Annotated in this window: 8 protein-coding genes; 5 read left to right on the forward strand and 3 right to left on the reverse strand. The window is 67.1% G+C overall.

Annotation, left to right across the window (positions count from 1 at the left end; translation table 11 throughout):
• The first annotated feature begins 50 nt into the window (after positions 1–50).
• Positions 51–1028, forward strand: a complete 978-nt coding sequence (locus VKA86_17880; GenBank protein ID HKK73076.1) for a hypothetical protein — start codon at positions 51–53, stop codon at positions 1026–1028.
• 86 nt (positions 1029–1114) lie between these two features.
• Here the strand turns inward: VKA86_17880 and VKA86_17885 are convergent, their stop codons facing one another.
• A complete protein-coding gene (locus tag VKA86_17885) occupies positions 1115–1867 on the reverse strand; it encodes a choice-of-anchor X domain-containing protein (protein HKK73077.1) in 753 nt (250 codons plus the stop codon).
• 333 nt (positions 1868–2200) lie between these two features.
• On the opposite strand from VKA86_17885, the gene VKA86_17890 reads away from it, so the two are divergent.
• A complete protein-coding gene (locus VKA86_17890; GenBank protein HKK73078.1) occupies positions 2201–2554 on the forward strand; it encodes a DUF2089 domain-containing protein in 354 nt (117 codons plus the stop codon).
• Between the two features lie 98 nt (positions 2555–2652).
• The gene (locus tag VKA86_17895) at positions 2653–3060 is read left to right on the forward strand and encodes a hypothetical protein (protein HKK73079.1); all 408 of its coding nucleotides are present in this window, start codon (positions 2653–2655) and stop codon (positions 3058–3060) included.
• Between the two features lie 21 nt (positions 3061–3081).
• Here the strand turns inward: VKA86_17895 and VKA86_17900 are convergent, their stop codons facing one another.
• Positions 3082–3978 (reverse strand): hypothetical protein, encoded by an 897-nt coding sequence (locus VKA86_17900; GenBank protein ID HKK73080.1) that lies wholly within the window; start codon positions 3976–3978, stop codon positions 3082–3084.
• A 229-nt stretch (positions 3979–4207) separates the two neighbouring features.
• Complete coding sequence (gene greA, locus VKA86_17905) at positions 4208–4684, reverse strand: transcription elongation factor GreA (protein ID HKK73081.1); 477 nt, start codon at positions 4682–4684, stop codon at positions 4208–4210.
• 310 nt (positions 4685–4994) lie between these two features.
• On the opposite strand from greA, the gene katG reads away from it, so the two are divergent.
• Positions 4995–7295, forward strand: a complete 2301-nt coding sequence (katG, locus tag VKA86_17910; GenBank protein ID HKK73082.1) for a catalase/peroxidase HPI — start codon at positions 4995–4997, stop codon at positions 7293–7295.
• Positions 7296–7600: 305 nt separating this feature from the next.
• Positions 7601–8245 (forward strand): patatin-like phospholipase family protein (locus VKA86_17915; GenBank protein HKK73083.1); only part of this gene is annotated, 645 nt, incomplete at its 3' end.

The raw sequence follows: 8245 nt of genomic DNA on the forward strand, positions 1-8245 counted from the left end.
ACGGCGTTCGACGCATCCCATGGTGCCCCCCTACGGGAAAGGAGGCCACCATGCATCGGCTCCGCCGTCGAAGGCCGTCGACCGCATTTCGGTCGCTGACTCCACTGATCGCGACGGTCCTCTTGCTCGCCGCCTGTGACGACGACGACGCTCCCACGGCGCCGGGGGACGACGCGAACCTCGCCGTCCGCGATACCGTGCTCACCAGGCCCTGGTCCGAAGGGGACCTGTCGGCCATGGCGTACGACGCCGACCACGACGCGCTCTTCCTCCTGCAGGACGTCCACGCCGCCGACAACGTGATCCACCGTTGGAACTTCGGGGAAACGGGCCTGTCCGAGGTGTATCGCTACGAGAGCCAGCACGACTACGGCATGCGATGGTTCGACGGGGAACTCTGGATCGCGCGGACCTACGACCAGGCGGTGCTGCGGCTCGACAACCTCGCGGCTCCGTCTCTCGGCGTGGTCGTCGACCACGACCACGACGGCAATCCACTGGCGATCGAGATCGGCGACATGGCCCGTCTCGGATCCGACGTCGTGTACGTGGCGTGCAACACCCTCACGTCCGACCAACCCGATGGCGTGCAGGTCCTCCGTGCGCCCGCGTTCGACGATCCCGAAGTCCTGGTGTCGGAACGGCAGCTGGGATGGCCCATCCTGCAGAGCGCTCTCTGGCGCTCCGTGGTGGTGGTCGGCGATTCGACCGACGCGCGCATCGTGGCGACCACGGGCCCCGCGGACGGCGATCTCGTCGTGTTCGACACCCAGGGGCGGGAGTCCTTCCGCGCACCTGGCTTCGGGAAGTCGTACCTGCAGACGGATTCGCAGGGCCGCGTGTATGCCACCGGGGAAGACCGCATCGTCCGGTGGAGCTCCGACTTCTCCGAGCGTGAGGACTTCGAGTACGAGCTGCCGAGCTGGTTGCGCTTCGTCCTGCGCGAGACGTCCCGTCACGTGGAGTTCGTGTATGGCGAATTCAGGAGTGAGGAACCGACCATCGGCCGTATCCGGCTACCGCGCTGACGTCGCCCCCACAGACGAACACCCCGGTCGCATCCGCCACCGGGGTGTTCGTCCTTCACGCGCGATCGCGATCCGATCTGTCCGATCTAGCGGAACGACTCCTTCACCGCGCCCCACGAGGAATCGTCGGTGTCGACCGGTTCTTCGGCGAGCGCCCAGGTGATGCGGCCGCTGTTGGCGTCGAGCAGGAAGCGCAACGACACGGGATCGGTCACCTCGATCTGCACGGTCGAGGCGTTGATGCTCGGACCGTCGGCGCCGAACTGCTCGGCCCAGTCGTTGTTCACCGCGACCTTCCACTCGTAGGTACCGGCGGTGGCGATGTCGCCGACGAAGGTGTACACGCCGTCGCCGGCGATGATGTCACCGTCGAGGCCGTCGTCGTGCATGACCAGGCTGCCAGCTGGATCCCAGTCGGCGCCGCCGAGTTCGTCGCCCAGGCTGCCGACCAGAACGTAGGGGTCGCCGCGCGTGTGGCTGCTGTGCGGGACGTTGCCGTCGGGCATCCAGCCGTCGCCGGGGACGTTCGCATCGAAGGTGAACAGGACGGTCTCGTTGTCGGTGCTGGTGATCAGCCAGCTGTTGCCGCTGATCGGCCACGAGCTGTCCCAGCTGCCGAACGCGGTGGCCTTCCATTCGTAACGACCCGCGGTGGGGATGACGATCTCCACACTGTGGATGCCGTCGCCGGCGACCATGTCACCGTTGGTGCCGTCGTCGTACATCGGATTGCCGGCGTTGTCCCAGCCGTTGAAGTCGCCGGCCGCGTTGTACGTCTGGGCGAGCGCGGGGCTGGCGGTCAGGGCGACGAACGCCAGGAGCGTGAACAATGTCTTCATGGTGTCGATCCTCTCGGGTCCCGCTGGGGGTACAGGGACCGGTCCGTGCGTCGCAACGCCACCGGGAGGGACCGATCCGGAACATTCCGGATGATTTTCTCACGTCCGGGGGTCCGTAAGCAACTGCACGCGGTCTGGACGCAGCGATCGGCCCGGTGCCGGGTCGGGTCTGGTCGGGTCTGCGAGCCGGCAAGTCGACGGCGCGCCCGAGTCCGCCCCCCGTCCTCGGCCTTCCCAGGAAGGCAAAGACGAGCCGCGGTGTTGATATAGTCAATCTAACTATTGATTTTATTGATACTCTGATCTACCTTTCTCACCGAAAGGTAGGATTCCATGGACATCTCCAAGGCCCGTTGCCCCGAGTGCGAACGCTCCATGGCGGTGGCCCGCATGGTGTGCGATCGCTGCGACGTGCAGCTCGAGGGCGAGTTCGAGGTCCCGCCGCTGGCGCGGCTGCCGCTCGAGGACCAGGCCTTCGTCATCGCGTTCATCCGCAACCACGGGCACATCAAGAAGATGGAAGGCCTGTTCGGGATCAGTTACCCGACCGTGAAGAACCGCCTGAACGCGATCGCGGCGGAGCTCGACGCCACCTTCGACGCTCCGTCGGACAACGAGCTCGTGCTCGACCGGCTCGCCCGCGGCGAGATCTCGGTCGAGCAGGCGCTGGAGAGGTTGGAACCATGAGGCCCGCGCTCGGCCCCGGCGTCGACCTCGACACCACCGACCGCACGTGCACCCACGTCCGTTCTTCCTGAGCTCCCACCGGAAGGGAAGGAGTCGTCATGTCCCGCGAACGAGAGAAGATCCTCCGCATGGTGGCCGACGGCACGATCACGCCCGACGAGGCCGAGCAGCTGTTGAACCGGCTCGACCCCAGGGCGCCGACGGCCGTGGCCGAACCCTCCACCGAACGGGGTGAACGGCCGCCCGGACCCATCAAGTACCTGCGCGTCGTGATCAACGGCGGTGACGACAAGGTCAACGTGCGCGTGCCGATCGCGCTGATCCGCACGGGCATCAAGCTGAGCACGCTGATGCCCAACGATGCCAGCGAGCACCTGCGGCAGAAGGGCATCGACCTGGGCCGTCTGAACGAGCTCGACGGCGACGAACTCATGGACGCCCTGCGCGAGCTGTGGGTCGAGGTCGAGTCGGAGGACGGCGACACCATCCGCGTGTTCTGCGAATAGCCCGCCGTCCTCCGCCGGCGGTCAGTTCCACTGGGATTCCGGCACCAGGAATCCCTGGAAGCTGAAGGTGATCGACCGCACGTGCAGGTCGCCACCGCAGAATCCCTGCTGGTCGGTGCCGATGCCCACGGTGTGACCGCCCCCGGCCACGCCGTAGGTGTCCGACCAGGTGTCGCAGCCGGTCTGGTTCTCGTAGCGGAACTCCTCGCCGTCGACCTCCACGAGCATCTGCGTGCAGTCGCTCTCGGCCTCGCGGAGCATCGACACGCCGATGCCCGTCACGCTGGACGGGAGCGGGAAGGTGAAGTCCACCTTGCTCTCGGAGATGCCGTTGCCGTTGAAGATCCACTTGGCCGTGGAACCGCAGCGGATCCAGTCGGGCGATGCGCCGTGCGACCGGCCGGTGCCGTAGGAGATGGTCACGCCACCGTCGGCGAAGGGTGCGTAGTTGGTCCGCGTGACGGCGCCGCTCACCCCGTCCGGGTCGACCTCGAAGTAGGCCGGGGCGGAGCTGAAGCCCCGTAGGGGCAGCGTGACCCCACCGACATCGAACTCGACGGCACCGGACGAGACCCGCCCCGCCCCCGGCGAGGAGTAGGTCACGCCGACCGATCGTGACTCGCCCGGTGCCAGCGTGAAGTCGCCGCCGCCCATGGTCACGCTGAAGTCGCCGCTCGAGCCCTCGGCCAGGGCGATCGATCCGCTCACGTCGCCTTCGTTGTCGGCCGCGGCCTCGATGGTGAAGGAACGCTCGTCGCTCGAGTTCTCGAACACGGTTCCGTAGTCGAGCTCGGTGACGGAGAGTTCGATGTCGCCCGCAGCGGCGCTCGGGCCGGTCGGATCGTCATCGTCGCCGCAGCCGACGAGGGGGAGTAGCAGCAGGGCGCACAGTGCGGGGATGAGATCGCGAGTGGACACGGGCGTCCTCCGTCCGGAGTGGGTCGTGGTACTGGGGGCTGATCCGGCATGCGAGAAACCGGCACCGATCGCGCAACGCGTCGAGAGGAAACCGGCTGACGCGCGCGAGAAGAAACGAAGAACACGGGCGATCGAACTGCGCGGGGACGATTCGTTCCGGAACGTGCAACCCCGCCTCCCGAGCCGGGAGACGGGGTCCGACACGAAGCTCGAACGGTGTTCGGGAGCCTCAGGCTCCGTCGTGGAACCGGAAGTCGAGGATCTCCAGCCGGCGTGTTCCCGCGGGAAGCTCGGCCTCGACCACGTCGCCCTTCTTGTGGCCGATGAGTGCGGCGGCAATGGGAGCCGTGTAGCTGATCACACCGTCGTCGAGGTCGGTGTCTCCGTCGCCGAGGATCGTGTAGGACTCCGTTTCGCCGGTGTCGACGTCCTTGATCTCGACCTGCTTCAACAGCGTGACGATGTCGTCGGGGAAGTCCCGCTTGCTCACGACCTCGGCCTGGCGCACGCGATCGCGCAGTTCGCGCAGGCGTGACATCGACAGGGCCTGCTTCTCCTTGGCCGCCGCGTACTCGGCGTTCTCACGCAGATCACCGTGGGCGGCCGCCGCCTGCAGATCGCGCGGAATGTCCACCTTGATCAGGCGCTCGAGATTCTCGATCTCCTTGCGCAGCCTGCGGAGACCTTCCTCGGTGAAGAGACCCATGTAGAATCACCCTCGGACAATCGTGAAGGGAACGCCCGGCCGTGGCGCGCGGTCGGGCGATTCGGAACCGGACGCAGCAGTATAAGCAAAGGGATGGCGATGCGGGAGGGGTGGGCTGGCCGACCGGACACGTCGACGGGGGAAACCCTCGACAATGGCCCCAACGAGACTAGAATCCGGATGCCACCTTGCGGATCCGAACGATTCCTACTTACGAATGAGTCCGAACAATAGACCGCAGGCTCGCACGACCCCTTCCTCAGCACAGCGCCTGCGACCGCCCCCTTGCCCTGGAAAGGACCCGGACCCCATGACCAGATTCTCTCGTGCGATGATGAGCCTGGCGGTGCTGTTCGCGGCCGTGCCCGCTCTCGCCCAGGACTCACCCCACCGAAACTACCCGCCGCAGGCCGATGCCGAGACGCACCCTCCCCGCGGCGTGATGACCAACCAGGACTGGTGGCCCAGCCAGCTCGACATGGGCATCCTCCACCAGAACTCCGAGAAGAGCACCCCGCTCGGCACCGACTTCGACTACGCCGCCGAGTTCCAGGAGCTCGACCTGGCGGCCGTGAAGAAGGACCTCGAGGAGCTGATGACCGACTCGCAGGACTGGTGGCCGGCCGACTGGGGTCACTACGGTCCACTCTTCATCCGCATGGCCTGGCACAGCGCCGGAACCTACCGCGTGAGCGACGGCCGTGGCGGTGCGTCCGACGGCACCCAGCGCTTCGCGCCGCTGAACAGCTGGCCCGACAACGCGAACCTCGACAAGGCCCGCCGCCTGCTCTGGCCGGTGAAGCAGAAGTACGGCCAGAGGATCTCGTGGGCCGACCTCATGATCCTGGCCGGCAACGTCGCCTTCGAATCGATGGGCTTCGAGACCTTCGGCTTCGGTGGCGGCCGCGAGGACGTCTGGGAACCGCAGACCGACATCTACTGGGGCCCCGAGGGCGAGTGGCTGGCCGACGCGCGCCATAGCAAGGACCGCGAACTCGAGAAGCCGCTTGCCGCCACCCAGATGGGCCTGATCTACGTGAACCCCGAGGGCCCGAACGGCGAGCCCGATCCCATGGCCGCCGCCAAGGACATCCGTACCACCTTCGCACGCATGGCCATGAACGACGAGGAGACCGTCGCCCTGATCGCCGGCGGTCACACCCTGGGCAAGTCGCACGGCGCGGCCAAGGCCGACGAGTACGTGGCCGCCGACCCCGAAGGTGCTCCGGTCGAGGAGCAAGGTCTGGGATGGAAGAGCAGCTACGGCAGCGGCAAGGGCGCCGACACCATCACCAGCGGGATCGAGGGTGCATGGACGCCGTCGCCCGTGGAGTGGTCGCAGGGCTACTTCGAGGGTCTGTTCGAGTTCGAGTGGGAACTCGAGAAGGGCCCCGGCGGTGCGTGGCAGTGGACGCCGGTCGACATGGACCCGGTCGTGCCCGACGCCCACATCGAGGGCAAGATGAACAAGCCCATGATGCTGACCACCGACATCGCCCTGATCCGCGACCCGGTGTACAAGGAGATCTCGCAGCGCTTCTACGAGAATCCCGAGGAGTTCAACGAGGCCTTCGCGCGCGCGTGGTACAAGCTCACGCACCGCGACATGGGTCCGGTGACGCGCCTGCTCGGCCCCGAGGTCGCCGAGGTGCAGATCTGGCAGGATCCCGTGCCCGCCGTCGACCATGAACTGGTGGACGAGCAGGACGTCGAGCAGCTCGAGGCCGACATCCTCGACTCGGGCCTGTCGAACGCGCAGCTGGTCAAGACCGCGTGGGCCTCGGCCGCGAGCTTCCGTGACAGCGACAAGCGCGGTGGCGCCAACGGTGCGCGTATCCGCCTGGCTCCGCAGAAGGACTGGGCCGTGAACGAGCCGGCCGAGCTGGCCCCCGTGCTCGCGAAGCTCGAGACCGTGCAGGAGAACTTCAACAACTCCCAGCGCGGTGACACGCGCGTGTCGCTGGCCGACGTGATCGTGCTCGGCGGCGCGGCTGCCATCGAGGATGCTGCATCGAAGGCAGGCTACGACGTCACGGTTCCGTTCACTCCGGGCCGCACCGACGCGACCGACGAGATGACCGACGCCGCGTCGTTCGACGCCCTCGAGCTCACCGCCGACGGCTTCCGCAACTACCACTCCGACCAAGCGGTCATGCGGCCGGCCAAGGCCCTGGTCGATCGGGCGAACCAGCTCACGCTGACCGCGCCCGAGATGACCGTGCTCGTGGGTGGCCTGCGCGTGCTCGGCGCCAACCACGGCGGCACCGACCACGGCGTGCTGACCGACCGCCCCGGCGAGCTCACGAACGACTTCTTCGTGAACCTCATGAGCATGGACACCGAGTGGTCGAAGTCCGACGAGGGTGACCACGTGTACGAGGGCCGCGACCGCGCGTCGGGCGACCTGAAGTGGACCGCCACCTCGGTCGACCTGATCTTCGGTTCGCACTCGCAGCTGCGTGCCCTGGCCGAGGTCTACGCCGGCGAGGACGCCAAGCAGAAGTTCGTCGACGACTTCGTCGCCGCCTGGACCAAGGTCATGACGAACGATCGCTTCGATCTGACCGCCGTCGCCCGGGCCGACGGTCCGGAGTCGCAGACGGGCAAGTAGAACCGTTCCGTCGCGGGCTCGGGCCCGTGATGGTGGATGGACGACGGGCGGGAGGCATGGTCCTCCCGCCCGTTCTTCGTGGGTGGTGGTGTCGGAGTGGGTCGACATCGGCCTCGCCGTGACGCGTGCCCCGAGGCAGAGGACCCGGGACCGGCCCGCGGTTCCGACGGCTCACCTCCAGTGCCCCGATTCCCGGACGCGCGGCGCCTGTCTGCTGCCGTTCTCCACGCGCACACGTCGCGAGGACGTGTACAATCCGAGCCATTCGTTCACGGCAAAGCCCCTTCTCCCGGGCGGATGACCGCATGGCTCCTTCGACCGATGATCACTTCGCCCCCACTCCTCCCAAGCGCATCCTCTCTCTCGACGGAGGCGGAATCCGCGGTGTGTTGTCGCTGCAGATCCTCCGTCGCCTCGAGGAACTCTTCGGTTCGCCACTCAGTGATTCCTTCGACCTGATCGGCGGCACGTCGACGGGGTCGATCATCGCGACGGGGCTGGCGCTGGGATGGTCGGTCGATCAGCTCCAGGAGATGTACCGTGAGCTCGGACACGTCGTGTTCCGCCGGCACCCGCTGCGCATCGGCTTCCTGAATGCGAAGTTCCCGCGGGAACCGCTCGAGCGCGCACTCGTCGATGCGTTCGGTGACACTTGCCTGGGTGACGAAGCCGTGCGCACTGGACTCGCGATCGTCTGCAAACGGCTCGACACCGGGAGCCCCTGGGTTCTGCACAACAATCCGCGCGGAAAGTTCTTCGAATCGGAGGACCCGGCGGCGCACGCCCCGAACCGGGCGTACCGACTGCGGGAACTCGTCCGCGCGAGCACGGCCGCGCCCTACTACTTCGACCCCGAGCACATCGAGGTGGCCGAGGGTGAGGTCGGTCTCTTCATCGATGGTGGCGTGAGCCCGCACGACAATCCGGCACTGCAGCTTCTGCTGCTCGCG

It is taken from the genome of Candidatus Krumholzibacteriia bacterium (assembly GCA_035268685.1).
Taxonomy (GTDB): domain Bacteria; phylum Krumholzibacteriota; class Krumholzibacteriia; order JAJRXK01; family JAJRXK01; genus JAJRXK01.